16 protein-coding genes and 1 rRNA gene are annotated in these 17567 nt (G+C 63.6%); 8 read left to right on the top strand and 9 right to left on the bottom strand.

Annotated elements, in window-relative coordinates; all coding sequences use genetic code 11:
* From rrf to AB0I57_RS18260, 6 genes are all read left to right on the top strand, one after another.
* Nucleotides 1-88, top strand: a 5S ribosomal RNA gene (gene rrf, locus AB0I57_RS18285); the annotation flags it as partial.
* 122 nt (nt 89-210) lie between these two features.
* Entirely contained in the window at nt 211-864 is a 654-nt protein-coding gene (locus AB0I57_RS18280) for a GntR family transcriptional regulator (protein WP_358338292.1), read from the top strand.
* Complete coding sequence (locus AB0I57_RS18275) at nt 861-2141, top strand: MFS transporter (protein WP_358338289.1); 1281 nt, start codon at nt 861-863, stop codon at nt 2139-2141. The genes AB0I57_RS18280 and AB0I57_RS18275 overlap by 4 nt, the downstream gene beginning before the upstream one ends.
* Nucleotides 2142-2474: 333 nt before the next feature.
* Entirely contained in the window at nt 2475-3146 is a 672-nt protein-coding gene (locus AB0I57_RS18270) for a hypothetical protein (protein ID WP_358338286.1), read from the top strand.
* Nucleotides 3147-3257: 111 nt separating this feature from the next.
* Entirely contained in the window at nt 3258-3932 is a 675-nt protein-coding gene (nucS, locus tag AB0I57_RS18265; RefSeq protein ID WP_358338284.1) for an endonuclease NucS, read from the top strand.
* A 16-nt stretch (nt 3933-3948) separates the two neighbouring features.
* Entirely contained in the window at nt 3949-4275 is a 327-nt protein-coding gene (locus AB0I57_RS18260) for an ATP/GTP-binding protein (RefSeq protein WP_358338281.1), read from the top strand.
* Here the strand turns inward: AB0I57_RS18260 and AB0I57_RS18255 are convergent.
* A complete protein-coding gene (locus AB0I57_RS18255) occupies nt 4272-5396 on the bottom strand; it encodes a hypothetical protein (RefSeq protein ID WP_358338278.1) in 1125 nt (374 codons plus the stop codon). The genes AB0I57_RS18260 and AB0I57_RS18255 overlap by 4 nt on opposite strands.
* A gap of 65 nt (nt 5397-5461) precedes the next feature.
* A complete protein-coding gene (gene mce / locus AB0I57_RS18250; protein WP_358338275.1) occupies nt 5462-5932 on the bottom strand; it encodes a methylmalonyl-CoA epimerase in 471 nt (156 codons plus the stop codon).
* Nucleotides 5933-6108: 176 nt separating this feature from the next.
* Between mce and AB0I57_RS18245 the strand changes: the two genes are divergently transcribed.
* Both AB0I57_RS18245 and AB0I57_RS18240 read left to right on the top strand, forming a co-directional pair.
* The gene (locus tag AB0I57_RS18245) at nt 6109-6471 is read left to right on the top strand and encodes a DUF3817 domain-containing protein (RefSeq protein ID WP_358338272.1); all 363 of its coding nucleotides are present in this window, start codon (nt 6109-6111) and stop codon (nt 6469-6471) included.
* Between the two features lie 141 nt (nt 6472-6612).
* Nucleotides 6613-7518, top strand: a complete 906-nt coding sequence (locus AB0I57_RS18240; RefSeq protein ID WP_358338339.1) for a tetratricopeptide repeat protein — start codon at nt 6613-6615, stop codon at nt 7516-7518.
* Nucleotides 7519-7532: 14 nt separating this feature from the next.
* On the opposite strand, the gene AB0I57_RS18235 is transcribed toward AB0I57_RS18240, so the two are convergent.
* The 7 genes from AB0I57_RS18235 to AB0I57_RS18205 form a co-directional block, all read right to left on the bottom strand.
* A complete protein-coding gene (locus AB0I57_RS18235) occupies nt 7533-8846 on the bottom strand; it encodes an MFS transporter (RefSeq protein ID WP_358338336.1) in 1314 nt (437 codons plus the stop codon).
* 5 nt (nt 8847-8851) lie between these two features.
* Entirely contained in the window at nt 8852-10000 is a 1149-nt protein-coding gene (gene dgoD, locus AB0I57_RS18230) for a galactonate dehydratase (RefSeq protein WP_358338269.1), read from the bottom strand.
* A 47-nt stretch (nt 10001-10047) separates the two neighbouring features.
* Nucleotides 10048-10680 (bottom strand): 2-dehydro-3-deoxy-6-phosphogalactonate aldolase, encoded by a 633-nt coding sequence (locus AB0I57_RS18225; RefSeq protein WP_358338266.1) that lies wholly within the window; start codon nt 10678-10680, stop codon nt 10048-10050.
* The gene (locus AB0I57_RS18220; RefSeq protein WP_358338333.1) at nt 10677-11660 is read right to left on the bottom strand and encodes a 2-dehydro-3-deoxygalactonokinase; all 984 of its coding nucleotides are present in this window, start codon (nt 11658-11660) and stop codon (nt 10677-10679) included. Before AB0I57_RS18220 ends, AB0I57_RS18225 begins: the two co-directional genes overlap by 4 nt.
* 213 nt (nt 11661-11873) lie before the next feature.
* Nucleotides 11874-13331 (bottom strand): neutral zinc metallopeptidase, encoded by a 1458-nt coding sequence (locus AB0I57_RS18215; protein ID WP_358338263.1) that lies wholly within the window; start codon nt 13329-13331, stop codon nt 11874-11876.
* 13 nt (nt 13332-13344) lie between these two features.
* Entirely contained in the window at nt 13345-15543 is a 2199-nt protein-coding gene (gene glgB, locus AB0I57_RS18210) for a 1,4-alpha-glucan branching protein GlgB (RefSeq protein WP_358338260.1), read from the bottom strand.
* Entirely contained in the window at nt 15540-17561 is a 2022-nt protein-coding gene (locus AB0I57_RS18205) for a maltotransferase domain-containing protein (protein WP_358338258.1), read from the bottom strand. The genes glgB and AB0I57_RS18205 overlap by 4 nt, the downstream gene beginning before the upstream one ends.
* Between the last annotated feature and the right edge of the window lie 6 nt (nt 17562-17567).

The following is a 17567-nucleotide window of genomic DNA, read 5'->3' as shown; positions in this document are numbered from 1 at the left end:
CGGTCCCATTCCGAACCCGGAAGCTAAGCCCTCCAGCGCCGATGGTACTGCACCCGACAGGGTGTGGGAGAGTAGGACACCGCCGAACACCCGTTCCCGAAGGCCCCCACCAAACATGGTGGGGGCCTTCGGCATTCCCGGAATGTCAACCCAGCCGACTGCGGACCCCGGCCGGTCCCAGATCCGCCCGACAACGTATAAATACACCTTGTGTCTAAGTTGTATTCGGCGGCAGAGCTGACCTACCGCGAAGTCAAGGAGCTCATCCTGTCCGGGGAGCTTCCGGGCGGAGAACTCATCAGCGAGGGCGAGATCGCTACTCGTATGGGGTCCAGCAGGACCCCTGTGCGAGAGGCGTTCCTGCGGCTCGAGGCGGAGGGCTGGATGCGGCTCTACCCGAAGCGGGGAGCGTTGGTCGTGCCGGTCGCCGAGGGAGAGGCCGAACACGTCGTCGATGCACGTCTGCTCGTGGAGGTGCACGCAGTCGAGGCCGTGGTAGCAGATCGCCGCATTCGGGATTCGCTCGTCGAGACGCTCCGGACAAATTTGGCGCAGCAACGCGAGCTGGTCGCGTCCACGGGCGATGCCGCGCGGTTCAGCGCCCTCGACGCCGACTTCCATCGTGCGCTGGTCCGTGCCGGGGGTAATCCGTTGCTCGTGACCTTCTATGACGGGCTCAGGGAGCGTCAACGCAGGATGACGGCGCATTCGCTTGCACGCGATCCAGAACAAATCACCAAGATCATCGAGGATCACACCCGCCTGGCCGACCTGATCGAGGCCGCCGACGCGGGTGGATTCGCTTCGGCCGTCCGGCAGCACATGCGAGAGGTTCACGCTCTCGGTATGGGTGGGCGGCGATGACCGCGGTCGAAGACAGTGTCGCCGTCACCACAACCGAGGCGCCCACACGCCTGCGAGCGTGGATGCTCGTTGCCGCGGGCATGTTCGCGGTGGCGTGGGGAGGCAACGAGTTCACGCCGTTGCTGGTGATGTACAGGCTCGAGCACGGATTCTCACAGGTGATGGTCGACACCTTCTTGTTCGCGTACGTACTCGGCATCGTTCCCGCGCTGCTGGTCGGAGGTCCGCTGTCAGACCGCCTGGGACGACGTTCCCTGATGCTGCCGGCGCCGTTCGTTGCAGTGGCAGGTTCACTGGTATTGGCGGCGGGTTCGGAGTCCGCGGCTTTGTTGATCGTCGGGCGGGTACTCTCCGGCGTAGCGCTGGGACTGGGCATGGCTGTCGGCGGAAGCTGGCTCAAGGAGCTGTCGACGCCCGACCGAGACCCGTCGGCCCGGCCAGGATCCGGCGCCCGACGTGCCGCAATGAGTCTGACCGCCGGTTTCGGCATCGGCGCGGGCGTTGCCGGTGTCCTCGCGCAGTGGGCTCCGTGGCCAAACGCACTCCCTTATGCCGTGCACTCGACGCTCGCCCTCGCCGTCGGCGTTGCGCTACGGCAGGTTCCCGAGACCCGCACCGCGGTACGGGTCGACTCGATCGGGTCCTTCGCGAAGGACCTGAGGATCCCCTCGGCCGGGCACCGCCGGTTCCTGTACGTCGTGGCCCCGGTGGCGCCGTGGGTGTTCGGTGCCGCCGCGTCGGCGTACGCGGTGATGCCGGCACTCATGTCCAGCCGCAGTGGCGGTGTGCCCGTGGCGTTCTCGGCACTGTTGTGCATGATCGCCCTCAGCTCGGGGTTCGGGATCCAGGCACTCGGGCGCAGGATCGACACCCCACGCAACGGCCGGGCGGTCGCGGTGGCCCTTGGGGTGCTCATGGCAGGCATGTCCATTGCGGCCATCGCATCGGGCGTCCTCACGGTGCCGATGTCGATTATCGCGGCCGCGGTTCTGGGGTGTGGCTACGGTCTCGCGCTGGTATCGGGGCTGCTGGAGGTTCAACGCATCGCCGGCCCCGACGATTTGGCCGGTCTCACCGCGGTCTTCTACTCTCTCAGCTACCTCGGCTTCGCGGTACCTGCCGTGATGGCGATGATCACGGGCGCGAACCCTGCGGTTACCTACCCGCTGATGTTCGTTGTCGGAGCGATCGCCGCGTCGGCGAGCCTGGCACTCGTCCTCGTCAAGTGGCGTGGGTACCTGCCCGAGATCGCGGAGACGGCGTCAGAGCGCGGGTAATGCCTTGTCCGGGAGCCACGCGACCCGCAGGAAGTGCAGTTGGCTTGTCGCTGAAATGCGCTGCCAGAGAGATGAAGTGCGTTGTTCAGTGGGGTGCAGCGCAGATGTCGGGACTCGGCGGCCGTCCACGTGTCGGCGCGCACACGGGCCGATCTGGGCGGTAGCCAGACAGCTCGCCATTGGTTGGGTCTGCCCGTACACCCGGGTGCTCTGGCTCGAGTTGGTCTGCCTGGTGGCAAGCTGCCTTTGGCGAACGCATGATGCGGGATGCTGTCGGATGAGTTCTCATGGCTTCTTCCGCGCAACCTACCGAGATGTTCGATAATCGTCGACGTGGCTGAACCGGATGAATCGCCCTCACGTTTTGCGACTCAGCGCTCCGATCTGGGTGGTGCTCCAGTTGATTTCTGGTCCGACGAGCGGACCGAACCGGTCCGACTGCTCGTCGGGCATCTGACTCTGTGGACCTCTGTTCTGATCGCATTCCTGTTGCCGACCTTTTCCACTATCGGACCTGGGAGGATCGCTGTATCGGCTCAAGTTCTGGTCATTTCAGTCGGAGTGGCGTTGGCCGTGTCGATATCTGCCCGCAGTCGCGCGAGGGCCGGGATCGGCTGTGCATTGGCTCTGTCGGCACTGGTAGTCAGAGCACTGGTCATGGGCACACTCGAGGACATCGCGGATGCTGTCGGCTTCTACGGGACCAAAGCGATCCTGATCATCATGATCGTTACAGGTGTCACAGCCCTGACGGCCGGGTGGCTGGTCGCCCGGCGGAAGCAACGGGCGTGTCTGTGGGCACTTCCACCGGCTGCGGTTCTCGCCTTGGTCGCGTATCTACTCGTCGATTCCGGCGTATTGGGTCACACCATCTTCCCGAACTTGTTGGGCTGGACGATCTTCGTGATACCTGGAGTTGTCGCAGCCTGGATGGCAGTCGCGCTCGACCGCTGGGTCGGCCGGGCGGCTGTAGCGGTGTCATCAGATCCACAGATCGAGGTTTGAAGTCCGAGCGCTGCCGTCGAGGCGTGTGCCGACTCCGCCGTGGCGCGAACATTCTCGAACTGGGAGCCTTGTCGTTCGAGACATGTCGCCGCAATCGCTTAGGGTGACTAGGTGCGCCTAGTGATTGCTCGATGCCGAGTCGACTACGTCGGTCGTTTGACGGCCCACCTGCCAATGGCTCGTCGACTACTACTGATCAAGGCCGACGGGTCCGTCAGCATTCATGCCGACGACCGTGCTTACAAGCCGCTTAACTGGATGAGTCCGCCGTGCTGGCTGGTCGAGGATTCGGTGGGAGACGGCAAATCCTTGTGGTTGGTCACGAACAAGGCCGGAGAGGAACTCCGGATCACCATCGAGGAAATCGAGCACGACTCCAGTCACGAACTCGGGATCGACCCAGGGCTTGTCAAAGATGGCGTCGAGGCACACCTGCAGGAATTGCTCGCCGAGCACGTCGAAACCCTCGGCAGCGGTTACACACTCGTACGCCGGGAGTACATGACCGCGATCGGGCCGGTGGATCTGTTGTGCAGGAATGCGGACGGGGAATCTGTTGCCGTCGAGATCAAGCGGCGAGGCGACATCGACGGTGTCGAACAACTCACGCGCTATCTCGAACTGTTGAACAGGGATCCACTGCTTGCTCCGGTGAGTGGTGTCTTTGCGGCCCAGCAGATCAAGCCGCAGGCCAAGACCCTTGCCGGCGACCGCGGGATTCGGTGCCTTGTACTCGACTACGACGCGCTACGCGGCACCGACAGCGCCGAACTCCGGCTCTTCTGACGAATGGACTGAGACCGTGCCCCGTCGTAGACCGCAGCGTAAGAATTCGCGCCGCAGTGTGCCCTCGAATGACTCCGAAGGCACACTGTTCGGCAGTGCGTTGATACGCCGGGAATCCGGTCCGGCCGGTGCCTCGGACGAGACTTACATCGTCCGCACAGTCCCTGGTGCGCGAGCGACCAAGTCGTACAGGTGCCCGGGCTGCGACCACGAAATCCGGCCAGGCGTGGCCCACCTCGTCGCCTGGCCCGCGGATTACGGCAGCGGTGAAGACCGCAGGCATTGGCACAGTGGATGTTGGTCGGGTCGCGGTACCCGGGGCTTGACGCGCAGGTGGTCCTAGTTCCCGGTGCGAACGTTTCGCTGGTCGATCGACCGGTCGCCCGCACTCTTGTCGCTCGTGGACGGCCCTGCGGAGTTGTTCTCCGCTGGCGCGCCACCTGCACTATCCGGGCCGAACTCGGTGCCTGCCGAGTTCGACGTGGAACCGTTGTTCGACTCTGCACCCGCCGGGGAGAGTGATGGTGCGTCCTCGTTCTGCGCGCCGAGGAGTTCGCTTTCTCGGTTGACTGAGGCCAGCATGGCGGGAACAGAATCGAGCTGGCCTCGAATGCCCAAGAGCTGAGCCAGAATTCGACCGCGAAGTACACGAAGTTCTTCGGCGAGTTCTCGTGCGTGCGTGATCTTGCGCTCCGACTGATCGGTCGCCGCTTGCAGCCTTCGCTCAGCCTCGTGGGTAGCTTCCGTGACACGGCGATGCGCTTCCGCCTTGCTGGTGCTCTCGAGTTCGTTGGCCTCGTGGGTAGCTTCCGCGACACGGCGATGCGCTTCCGCCTTGCTGGTGCTCTCGAGTTCGTTGGCCTCGGCTATCGCCTTCCGGCGCCGATCGGACATCGTGCGGTCGAAGTCGTCCTGCACTTGCGATCGACGCCGTTCGGCTTCGGCGTTCAAGCGGTCACGCTCGGACTGAGCAGCCGTGACGATCCGTGCGGCCTCCGTGCGGGCTTTCGTCATGGTCTGTTCGTGCTGAACCTCGAGTGCACTGCGACGGTCTTCGATCTCCGCGATCAGGGACTCGTAGTGGCCCCGAAGCTGGGCAGCTTCCTGCTCGGCGACAGAGATCGTTTCGGCCGCTTCGGCCTCAGCCTTTGCGCGCACCTCGGAGGCTTCGTCGGACGCGAGACGGAGCATTCGGGAGATGCGGTCACTCATTCCCTCGGCAGTGGTCGGAGGTACGGACAGGCGGTCGACGTCCTTCCGGAGTCCCTCGTTCTCTTCCCGTACATCTTCGAGCTGCTTGGCGAGATCTCGAGCCTGCGCCGCCGCCGCATCGCGGTCGGCGGCAGTGACGCGGAGTTCTGCATCGAATCGTTCGAAGTAGTTACGTACCTCGTCACGGTCGAACCCCTTGCGCACGGTGGAGAAAGGAAGAGAGATCGAATCGCGGTCCAGCTCGTTTGACATGGATGCCAATCTACCTGGCAAAAGTGAAGCGGGTCCCTCTGCCTATGGTGAGGAGCGTTGCACGATCAATGGGTCGCGGGCTCGACGAGTTCGATGAGAACGCCACCCGCGTCCTTCGGGTGGATGAAGTTGATTCGCGAGCCGGCGGTTCCACGTCTGGGAGTGTCGTACAGGAGCCGGACGCCACGATCGCGGAGCTGAGCCGAGAGGGTTTCGATGTCCGTGACGCGATACGCGAACTGCTGGAGGCCGGGACCGCTACGGCCGATGAACTTCGCGATGGTCGACTTCTCGTTCAACGGTGCGAGAAGTTGCAGCGTAGTGCTGTCTTCGGGCGAGCCGGCAACGCTCAGCATTGCCTCGCGCACACCCTGCTCCTCGTTCACTTCCTCATGCGTGGACACCATGCCGAGGTGCTCGACGTACCACGAGACCGCGACGTCGAGATCGGGCACTGCAATGCCCACGTGGTCTATGCCGACCACGAGGTTCGAAGACAGTGGTGGCGGAATCTGTGCCGCGGAAGACTGGGTCATACCCTTGACGCTAGTACCATCGCCTCGATAGGTCTCATCGGGATGTGACTTCGGTCGCTGCCTACACGTCCGAGTGACGCCCGACGCAGAGCCAGGGAAGATCGCGGCTGGAGAAGTTGTGTGGCGTGTAGCACTCGACTACGGACTGTCTGTGCATGTCGGGCACAATAGCCGCCATGGTGAACGCTCTTGATCTCAGCACAACGGCCAAACGCTTCCGATTTGTCGCGATTCTGGAAGCAATCACCTGGGTAGGCCTTCTCGTCGGCATGGCCTTCAAGTACATCCCGGCGGACGGCAACGAGATCGGTGTGAAGATCTTCGGACCAGTCCACGGCGGTGTTTTCATCTTGTACGTGCTGATCGCGTTGTGGACCGCCCGCAAACTCAGCTGGAACCCGCTCACCAGCTTCTGGGCACTCTTCGCGAGCATCCCACCCTTCGGCACCGTCGTCTTCGAGGTCTGGGCCGTACGAAATGGCCGCATGGCAGAGCTCTCCGATCCCAGCGCCGTCAAGAGCGAAGCCATACTGGTCTGAAGACCTGGACCGACGCCGGCTCGCTGGAACGACCGATTGTTCGGCCCGCGTTCCAGTAGGTACGCGAATCGTGACAAACTGGAGAGCGTGACTCGACCAGGTTCTCGTCCCTCAGCGCGTTCCTCGGCAATGGCCGCAGCCATGACCGGGGCAGTCGATCTCTCCGCGCTCAAGGAGCGTGCGAACGCCCCACAGCCGCCCCCGGCAGCTCCTGGCGACGGTGCTGCTCCGGGTGGCACGGGGCTCCAGGCTGTCGTCGACGTCACCGAGGCCACGTTCGAAGCCGAGGTGCTCGTCCGCTCCCAGCAGGTCCCTGTCATCGTCGACCTCTGGGCAACCTGGTGTGAGCCATGCAAGCAGCTGTCGCCTCTGCTCGAGAAGTTGGCGCGCGAGGCGGGTGGCACGTGGGTGCTCGCGAAAGTCGATGTAGACGCCAACCCGCGAATTGCGCAGGCATTCGGCGTTCAGTCCGTTCCGACTGTGGTCGCGATCGCCGCTGGACAACCTCTCGCCGACTTCCAGGGCGTACAGCCAGAGCCGCAGTTGCGTCAGTGGCTTGCTGCGATACAGCAAGCGGTAGCCGGGAAGTTGTCCGGTCCGCCGGCTGGTGGGGGCGACACGGACGAACCCGAGCCGGAAGACCCTCGTTTCGTCGCGGCCGAGGCAGCGCTCGACGAAGGCGACTTGGCGGCAGCGGAAGCCGAGTTCCAGAAGATCCTCGACGAAGAACCCGCAAACGCACAAGCACTTGGCGCAGTGCGCCAGGTACGCTTCCTCGCCCGGGTGCAGTCGGTTGATTCTGGCGCGGTTGCCGCTGCGGACGCCGCCCCGGACGATGTCGAGGCACAACTGCGTGCGGCCGACGTCGAGGTCTATTCACAGGCCCCGGATGCGGCCTTTGCTCGGCTTATCGCCCTTGTCGCCCGCAGTACCGGGGACGACAAGACCCGGGCGCGGACCCGGCTGCTCGAACTGTTCGAACTGTTCGATCCCGCCGAACCAGTTGTGATTACCGCACGTCGGAAGCTGGCCGCGGCACTGTACTGAGGAGGAACCGGGGCTCACCCCTTCACGCGTTCCACTTTTCCCACTAGGAAGATGTACGACGCGATCCCCAGTGCTGTCACCACGGTCATATAGACGAATCCAGGCGCGAAACTCTGGTCGGTGACGAGCAGACCGATGACTATGGGCGTTGCGATCGACGACAGATTCCCTATGAAATTGAACATTCCACCGGTGAGTCCGAGTAGTCGCTTCGGTGCGAGTGCGGACACAAGCGACCAGGTGATCGACGCAAGGCCGTTGCCGAAGAACGCGACGGAAAGCAACACGATCACCAGCGCGGTGGAGTCAGTGAAGTTGGCGCCGAGCATTGCGACGGTCAACAGTAGTCCCACGATGATCGGGCCTTTGCGGGCGACTCCCAGCGATGCCCCTCTCCGAAGCAAGAAGTCGGAGAACACCCCGGAAAACAGCACGCCGACAAGTGCAGCGATGAACGGCAGTGAGACGAGGAAACCGGATTCGATGTAATCCATTCCGCGGTAGTCGACGAGGTATGTGGGGAACCAGGTCAGGAAGAACCACAAAGTTGACGTGAGGCAGAACTGCCCCAGATAGATCCCCCACAGCTTTTGCCTGCCGAGTACGGTGGCGACGTCGTTCCGGGTCACGGCCGGGCGTTCGGGTTGTTGCCCCTGTTCGAGGTCCACGAGCCCGCCGCCATCCCGGATCAGTTCGATTTCGGCCTCGTTTGCCCGTGAGTCGCTCGGTTCGCGGTAGAACGCGTACCAGACGACACCCCAGATGATCCCGATCACACCAGTGACGATGAATACCCAGTGCCACGACAGCACTGCCTGCAGCCAGGCCAGGAAGGGGGTGAGCAGAGCAAGACCGATGAACTGCCCGGAGGTGTAGAAGCCGATCACCGTCGCACGTTCGCGCTCCGGATACCAGGTAGTCGCGACCCGGTTGTTGATGGGGTACGCAGGCGCCTCGAACACGCCGACGAGTAGGCGCAGCGCGATGAGCGCCAGAAAGCCGCCGACGATCCCCATGAAGACGGTGGCCGCCGACCACAGGATGAGACATGCGGGGTAGAGCACTCGCGGGGGAATGCGGTCGACGAGCCACCCTCCTGGAATCTGCAGCGCTGCATAGGTCCAGCCGAAGGCAGAGAGCAGCAGTCCCTGTTGGGCCGTCGAGAGGTCCATTTCGTCGGCGATCGCGGGCAACGCGATCGACAGATTGGCCCGGTCCATGTAGTTGATGACAACGGTCACGAACAGCATCACCGCGATGAGCACACGGGCCTTCGATGCCTGCGCAGCAACCGGGCTGAACCGACCGTCCTTCTGGATCTGCAACATCGATCTCACCACTCCGCGAAGGATCCGTCGCTGTGGCGCCACACCGGGTTACGCCAGCGGTGCCCTTCGGCCGCTCGTTCGATGGCGTAGTCCTCGTTCACCTCGATGCCAAGCCCGGGGCCGTTCGGGATTCGGACCTGCCCGTCCGCATAGGTGAAGACCGAGGGATCGACCAGGTAGTCGAGCAGATCATTCGAGGTGTTGTAGTGGATGCCGAGGCTCTGCTCCTGAATTGTCGCGTTGTAACAGCCTGCGTCGATCTGCAGGCAGGTGGCCAGGGCGATCGGTCCGAGGGGGCAGTGCAGTGCGAGTGCGACGTCATAGGCCTCGGCCATGTTCGCAATTTTCCGTGCCTCCGTGAGCCCGCCGCAGTGTGATGGGTCCGGCTGGATGATGTCTACCGCTCCGGATGCGAGAACCGATTTGAAATCCCAACGGGAATATAGCCTTTCGCCTAGCGCGATCGGGATCGGCGACTGTCGCAGCACGTCGACGAAACCGTCGACGTGCTCGGATAGGACAGGCTCTTCGACGAACATCAACCGGAACGGTTCGAGTTCGCGCAGCAAGACCTTGGCCATCGGCTTGTGTACTCGTCCGTGGAAGTCGACACCGATGCCGACGTTCGGGCCGACCGCGTCGCGAATCGCCGCGACGTTGGCCAGACACCGGTCGACCTTCTCCCACGAGTCGAGGTACTGAAGTTCTTCGGTGCCGTTCATCTTCACAGCTGTGAACCCTCGGTCGACCACCTCGCGCGCTGCCTTCGCCGTCTCCGAGGGCCGGTCACCTCCGATCCAGGAATAGACCTTGATCCGGTCTCGGACGCGACCACCGAGAAGTTCGTGCACCGGAACGCCGAGGGCTTTGCCCTTGATGTCCCACAGTGCCTGGTCGATGCCGGCCAGGGCACTCATGTGGATGCCGCCGCCACGATAGAACCCCGATCGATACATGACGGTCCACAAGTCTTCGATCTGGGTCGGATCCTGGCCCACGAGGTAGTCGGACAGCTCCTCGACCGCAGCGGCGACCGAGGCGGCCCGACCTTCGAGGACCGGTTCACCCCAGCCGACCACACCGTCGTCCGTCTCGATCCTCAGGAACAGCCATCTCGGCGGAACGGTATAGGTGGTGAGGGATTTGATCTTCATCGGTCCTCCTGTGTGGCGTGGAGCCGAGGCCCCCGGGGTTGTGTGGGTCAGTTTCGGGCGGCTTCCGCCGACCAGATATCGATGAGTTCGACTGCGCGGCCACGGACGATGTCCGCGCCGTCCCCGGGTCGGTACAGGCACGATCCGAGCCCTGCGCCTCCCGCGCCTGCGGCCACCCAGGCGGCCAGGTTGGTCCTGTTGACACCGCCGACGGGAAGCAATTCGACTTCAGCGGGCAGGACTGCCTGCCACGCTTTCATCCCAGCTGTCCCGACGGCATCGGCCGGGAACAGTTTGATGTTGCGCGCACCGGCAGCGATTGCCCGGAATGCCTCGGTCGGTGTCATGGCACCCGGATATGGGCGCAGGTTCCGAGCGACGGCAGCTCTTATGACATCGGCGTCCGTGTTGGGCGAAACGATGATCCGAGACCCTGCTGCCTCGGATCTGATCACGTCATCGACGCTCAGCACGGTCCCCGCACCGACGACGCACACGTCGCCCACGGACTTGGCCAACCGCTCGATCGACTCGAACGGTTCGGGAGAGTTGAGCGGAACCTCTACTGCGGCAAAGCCTGCCTCGGCGAGGGCGGAACCAACCGAGACGATCTCTTGTGGAGTGATCCCACGCAGAATTGCGATCAGTCCGGTTGGCTTTGGTTGGACTCCGGCGCTCATCGGATCTCCTTCACGGGAGTCGTGTGTGGCGCACTCCGGACCAGTCCAGCAGTGATCGCAACCTGCCACAATCCTTGTGCTGCAGCTTCTTCGGCGACGGTTTCGGTGCCTACACCGTGAACGTGCAGGGCAATGGCATAGCGTCTGCAGAGATCTGCATTCCCACACAACAGTATTCGTCCTTCGGTGGAGTATTCCGGCAGCAGATGCCGGACTTCGTCGGCGATGATCACGCCGGAGACATAGTCCGGTACCGAGGCCGGATCGAGCAGTCCGTCGAGGACGAGCGCCCGTGCCCCGAAGAGCTCGGTGAGCAATCCGCGGGACGGAACCGACCCTCCTATGGCGAGTCCGCGCTCGAATGCGGCGTCATTCCGCACACCTGCGGTTGCAGTTCGGCTGAGGATGCCGTGCTCGAGCGTCAGTCCGTACATCTCGCCCGCCAATGAGGTAGCAAATGAGACGATCTCGTTGTTCTCCACTCGTGTCCACTTGCTGTGGGTTCCGGGAAGAACGATGATCAGTGGGCATTCGGTCGGCGGGTGCAGGCCCAGTATTCCGATTATCTGGGTCTCCTCCCCGCGCATGACATCGCCGGGTACTGTGCCGTCGGCGGCGGGAGCGACGCGAACGCCGGGTACGAGATGCACCACTCCGCGCGGGTGGGACACCGCGGTCAGGTCCGTGGCTCTGATGGCGAGGTCGGTGGGGACGGTCAGGTAGCTTGCCTCACGCCATCCTCGGCTGCTGCCGACCATGCCGCACGCGATAGCTGGAAGGTCAGGATCGGCCGCGAGCCAGTCACCGCAGATCTCGTCGAATGCGGCTTCGTAGTGGCGGGTCCGTGAGGTCGGGTCGTCGCCGACGGCGCCGAGCAACCCCACTGCTCTTCGGCGGACGGCAAGAACGAGGCCCCCTTCGCCGAGGAGCCACGCACGCTGCGACGACGTGCCCCAGTCGAGGGCAATCAGTCGTGGCATCGATGTGCTGGAGGTTTGCTGCGCCACCCAATCCACTATGTGCCTGAAATCCCACCGTGACGACCAAGATCTCGCTATGTGGGATTCATCCAGTGGATGACTGCATCGTGGCGAACTCGATGCAGGGCCACCCGCCAGACAACCGGGCTCCGGCGCGGAGCCTCACGGTCGTCCGTACTGACTCCGACTGCACCTGAGATCTTCAGCCTGAACTCAGCGGTACCGGACTTCACAAGCGTGTTCGCCGCCGAGCACACCGGTGCGGAATGCGTCGATGCGGGAGAACCCGCTCGGTACCGTCTGACCGTTGACATCGCTGGCCGCCAAACCGTCGGTGAGTAGTCCCGACACCGCTTCGTCCAAGTCGCCGGGCGATAGCCACACGCTGCCTGCCTCCAGCGTCGCTGGGTTGTCCGGACTGAGCGCAGCGGTGATCACGCCGGACAGGCACGCGGCGCGCAGAGCGGTCTTCGGTGAGGAAAGGTTGTCCCCACGGGCGTGCTGCAGCGCGAGAGTGTATCGGGAAGCGAGCAGGACATACGCGTTGTAGTCGCCGGTGAGTTCGGTCTGAACAAGCTCGCGCCTACGCGAATAGTCCGGTGTTCCTCGTTCAGCGAGGAGGTCGACATCGACCCCGATCGTGTTGGTGGCTGGGCAGTACGAGACCGGTTCGGTTGCGGCCGCGTCCGAGCAATCGAGATCGGCACCCGTCAGGTCCAGTTCGGGCTGGTCGCTCAGATCGAAGATCTGCTGGAACGAATGGAAGAACGCTTCGATGGATTCTTCGGTGACGGGAAGTTCGCCGTTGTCCAATTCGTCCGTGAACTGTTGCGGCAGGTCCGCTCGGCGAGACTTGATCTCGCTCTCGTCGATACGAGTACACGCCGCAGGACCATCTGTGAACCCGATCTGGGTGACGGTGACGCGTTCGAACGCCGAACCGTGCACGTTGCCCGAGTCGCTGGGGTCTGGATCACCGATGGCTACCACCGACGCCAGTACGTTGTTGAGGCCTTCCGAGGTGCTCAGGGTGAAGTGTGCCGACTTGTCTTCTGCGATATGGCGCATGAACGCTCCGGCGAAGCAGTCGGCCTGCTGTTCACGCACGATGTCACCGCCGCCGGTGTTCGCGACGGCGATACCGGCCTTCGTCTGTACAGCGTGCCCGTACTCGTGCGCCAACACGAAGACGGCGGCGACAGTGCCGAACTTCTCGGCTACTTCAGGCACCAGCAGCGCCCGGTCCCAGCCGATCGTGTGGTCGATGCTGCAGTAGCCGGCGTTGAGAAGTTCCGCAGTGCTGTCTCCGCAGAAGCGCGGGCCGTCGAGGTCGCGAGGATCCCAGGAGATGAGTTCTTCTACCGGTTCGAAGTCGCGCTGAAACAGCGCCGGGAACTGGGAACGCCAGTAGTCTTCGATATCGCTGACCGCGTTCGCAACCACACGGTCGATCTCCCCGCCGTCGGTGCCGGTGACGGGAAGATTGGCGTCGGGTACCCCCTTGCGGGCGCCACTGGGCCCCGAGGTGACTTCCAGCCCCGCCACCTGGAACGGATCGTCGTATATGGACGTAGCCTCCCCGTCGACCGAAAGGGCGCACCCCGACAAGACGAGTGCCGTCGAGGTGAGAACGCCTGCACTCGCAGTCCACAGCCGATATTCGTTCAGCAAGGTCAGCCCCCTGTCAACGCTCCAGACTCATCCAGATCGCGCCGTTGGCAGGCAGCGCGACCTCTGCTGAGGCGGGCCGCCCGTGCCACGGCTGCGACGTCGCCGTCACCGCACCTAGATTTCCGACGCCCGCCCCGGCGTAGATTTCCGCGTCAGTGTTGAGAATTTCGCGCCACATGCCGGGTTCCGGCAAGCCCACACGATAATTCGTGTGCGGGGTACCCGAGAAGTTGAACAGGCACGCCACGATCGACCCGTCGGTGCCGTACCGCAGGAAGCTCAGCACGTTGTTCGCGGTGTCGTTTGCGTCGATCCAGGAGTAGCCTCCGGGCGACGTGTCGAGGGTCCACAGCGCCTGATGCTCGCGATAGGCGGCATTGAGGTCACCGACCAATCGGAGAAGGCCGCGGTGGAGGTCCCCCGTTTGGGAATCGTCGAGTAGGTGCCAGTCGAGGCCACGCTCTTCGGACCACTCTCCGATCTGTCCGAATTCCTGTCCCATGAACAGTAATTGCTTTCCGGGGTGCGACCACATGTACGCCAGCAGGGCGCGGACCCCAGCGGCCTTCATGTACTCGTTTCCGGGCATCCGCGTCCACAGCGAGCCCTTGCCGTGAACCACCTCGTCGTGGCTGATGGGAAGCAGGAAGTTCTCACTCCACGCATACATCAGCGAGAACGTGATCTCGTGATGGTGGTAGCTACGGTGGACCGGGTCGTGGGCCATGTATCCGAGGGTGTCGTGCATCCACCCCATGTTCCACTTCATGCTGAAACCGAGACCACCGACGTTGGTGGCACGGGTGACTCCTGGCCAGGCTGTCGATTCTTCGGCGATGGTGACCACGCCGCGGTGCTGTTTGTGTACGGTCGCGTTCATTTCCTGCAGGAACGAGACGGCCTCCAGATTCTCCCGGCCGCCGTGGATGTTCGGTGTCCAACCGCCTTCCGGCCGGGAGTAGTCGAGATACAGCATCGAGGCCACTGCATCCACTCGGAGTCCGTCCACGTGGAATTCGTCAATCCAGAACAGGGCGTTGGCCACGAGGAAGTTGCGTACTTCGCGTCGACCGAAATCGAACACCAACGTTCCCCAGTCGAGTTGCTCACCGCGCCGCGGGTCGCCGTGCTCGTACAGCGGTGTGCCGTCGAAACGGGCCAGGGCCCAGTCGTCCTTGGGGAAATGGGCGGGCACCCAGTCGACAATCACCCCGATCCCTTCGGCGTGCAGATGGTCTACGAACCACCGGAAGTCGTCGGCGGAACCAAACCGCGAGGTGGGTGCGTAATACGAGGTGACCTGGTACCCCCATGACCCACCGAACGGATGCTCGGCGACGGGAAGTAGTTCGACGTGGGTGAATCCCGCAGCGCGGACGTGAGCGGCGAGCTGTTCGGCGAGTTCGCGGTAGTTCAGGCCGGGACGCCACGATCCGAGGTGGACCTCGTAGATGCTCATCGGGGATTGCGCAGGTTCTGTGTTAGCCCGCTGCTCGAGCCACTGGGCGTCGCGCCACTGGTGGGTGCTGACCGACACCCGCGACGCGGTGGCAGGCGGTACCTCGGTGGCGAAAGCCATGGGATCTGCCTTGTCGCGGATGCTGCCGTCGGGGCCGTGGACCCGGAACTTGTAAACCTCGCCTTCCTCGATCCCGGGAATGAACAACTCCCAGACACCGCTGGAGCCGAGTACCCGCATCGGGAACCGGCTTCCACTCCACGCATCGAAGTCGCCGATCACGCTCACGCCGCGCGCGGCGGGAGCCCAGACAGCGAATGAGGTGCCGGTAACGATGCCGTCGGGAGTTTCGTAACGCTGTCGGTGTGCACCCAGAATCTCCCACAGTCGCTCGTGCCTGCCTTCACTGAACAGGTGTAGGTCGAGTTCGCCCAGGGTCGGCAGGAACCGGTATCCGTCCGCCGAGACTTCGTTGTGACCGCCTGGCCATGTCGTGGAGAGCCGGTAGTCCGCCAGATCCTGCTCCGAGATAAGGGTCCCCCACACGCCGTGGGCGATGTGCTCCATCGAGACGGTTCTCTGGCCGATGACGGCTTCAACGGACTCGGCGTGCGGGCGTAGGGCGCGGATCACCGTACCTCCTGGGTGCGGGTGCGCACCCAGGATCGAATGCGGGTTGTAGTGCACGCCTGCGGCCAACAGGTTGAGGTCTGCGGCGTCGGGCGCAAGTGCGGTGGGCGGATCGACGGTCACTGTCTACCTCCGCGATAGGTCAGCTTCGTTCTGGCGGGATAGGGGATGGAGGGAATTGCCAGGATGTGGGCGACAGCTCGCCAGGGCTCGAGACGTACGAAGTTCGTCTGCCCCCAGTGGTATTGCTCGCCGGAGACCTCGTCGAGCACGGTGAGGTGATCTTGCCAGTCCCGTCCCAGCGCCGGCATGTCCAGCCACAGGCTGCCCTGCTCGGGGCCGAACGGGTTGAGGTTGATCACCGTGAGCACGGCGTCGCCTGTGGTGGGGTCGAACTTGGAGTATGCGATCAGCGCGTCGTTGTCCACTTGATGGAAGTGGATGTTCCGCAGTTGTTGTAGCGCCGGGTGTTGACGCCGAATGCGGTTGAGTGCAGTAATCCACGGTTCGAGCGATTCTCCGCGAGCGGCGGCACCTTCGAAATCGCGGGGGCGCAACTGATACTTCTCGGAGTCGAGGTACTCCTCACTGCCGGGCCTGACCGGTAGATGTTCGTAGAGTTCGTATCCCGAGTACACCCCCCATGTGGGCGACAGGGTTGCAGCCAATGCTGCTCGCAGCGCGAACATGCCCGGGCCCCCGATCTGGAGGCTCTCGTGCAGGATGTCCGGGGTATTGACGAAGAGGTTGGGGCGCGCCTCGTCGGCCTTTGCCGCGATCTCGTTGCCGAACTCGGTCAACTCCTCTTTGGTGGTCCGCCAGGTGAAATACGTGTAGGACTGGCTGAATCCGCGCCGGGCGAGTCCGTACAAGCGCGCCGGTCGCGTGAAGGCCTCCGAGAGAAACAGAACGTCCGGGTCCGATTTCTGGACCTCGGCGATGAGCCACTCCCAAAAGTCCGGCGGTTTGGTGTGCGGGTTGTCCACTCGGAAGATCTTCACCCCCGCCGCCACCCAGTGCCGCACGACGCGCAGGACCTCGGCGTAGATTCCGTCCCGGTCCTCGTCGAAGTTGACCGGATAGATGTCCTGGTATTTCTTCGGCGGATTCTCCGCGTACGCAATAGTGCCGTCAGGCAGAACGGTGAACCATTCGGGGTGTTCCTGCGCCCACGGGTGGTCTGGGGCGCACTGCAACGCCAGGTCGAGGGCTACTTCCAGGTTGAGCTTTCGAGCGGCGTCGACGAACGCCGTGAAATCGCGCATGGTCCCGAGATCAGGGTGTAGAGCGTCGTGACCGCCCTCGGCCGAGCCGATGGCCCACGGCGAACCGACGTCGTCTGGGCCGGGTGTCAGTGTGTTGTTGGGGCCCTTGCGGTTGACCGCTCCGATCGGGTGGATCGGCGGTAGGTAGACGACGTCGAATCCCATCGACGCGATCCGGGAAAGTGCTGTGGTTGCTGTAGCGAACGTGCCGTGTCTCGGGTTGCCGCTCTCGTCCCAGCCGCCTGTGGACCGCGGGAAGAACTCGTACCAGGAACCGAACAGTGCGCGCGTACGTTCGACCAGCACGCTGTGCGGTTCGCTCTTTGTGATCAGTTCACGCAGGGGGTGTGCTCGCAACAGTTCGGTGATGTCGGATGCGAAGGCCGGGGCGATTCGTTCGGTGAGATGGTGGTCGGACCGTAGAGACGCCGCCACTCCGATCAATCGCGACCGGTCTGTTCGGGGGACACCGCGGGCGGCTCGTTCGAACAGGCGAGCTCCGATTTCGAGGTCGTTGAACAGTTCCGCCGGACCTTGTCCGACACCCAATTTGGCCTCCACAGCGTGCTTCCAGGTGGTGACCGGGTCGCTCCAGGCCTCGATGCGGAACGTCCACAGGCCTTCGCTGGTCGGGGTGAACGAGCCGTCGACCGTGTCCGGAAGCGGCCCCTCCACCATGGGAACACGGAAAGTCGCCGAACCACCGGATCCGGCGCTGCGAGGCCCTCTGACCGCGAGTGTGGCGGCCACTGCATCGTGTCCTTCGCGCCACACGGTGGCCCGAACCGGGAAAACCTCTCCGACAACCGCCTTTGCGGGAAACCGTCCGTCGCCGATGTGGGGTTCCACGTCGTCGATGCCGAGTCGACCTGTCACGCTGGG

It is taken from the genome of Rhodococcus sp. NPDC049939 (assembly GCF_040656415.1).
Lineage (GTDB): Bacteria > Actinomycetota > Actinomycetes > Mycobacteriales > Mycobacteriaceae > Rhodococcus_F.
Note: the sequence above shows the minus strand (reverse complement) of the source record. Positions and strands in the feature narration are given on the sequence as shown.